The organism is Methylobacterium sp. J-030, assembly GCF_022829545.1.
GTDB lineage: Bacteria > Pseudomonadota > Alphaproteobacteria > Rhizobiales > Beijerinckiaceae > Methylobacterium.
Window position 1 is genome coordinate 1 of record NZ_JAKSYM010000258.1, and the last position, 347, is coordinate 347.

Genomic DNA, 347 nt, shown 5'->3' on the forward strand with positions numbered 1-347 from the left:
GCCCCAGCCATCGCGCCACCCGCCGGCGTCGGCATCCCACCAGCGACCTTCACCAAGGTGGTAGACCTTGCGTCCGTGCGGCCGCCCGCAGCCCTCGCAGCAGCCTCTCGCCCGGCCGAACCGGATCACGGCCGAGAGCTGCACCCAGTCGATAGGGTAGAAGAAGCGGTGCTCGTGCCGGATTGGCATAATGCTGCGTTGGGTTAATATTGGCGAGAAAGCCGTTGGAATGCGGGATCGATTGAAGTCGCATCTCTGGGATCATTAGTGAGTGGCCAGCGTTGCCATCACCAGTGGCAGGAATACGCGGAGCATCGTCATGGGTCTCACCGCGTTCATCGTGTTCG

Annotated in this window: 1 pseudogene; it reads right to left on the bottom strand. The window is 62.5% G+C overall.

The features are described 5' to 3' along the window. A pseudogene (locus MKK75_RS18725) lies at window positions 1–189 on the bottom strand (hypothetical protein); the annotation flags it as partial. Window positions 190–347: the final 158 nt, after the last annotated feature.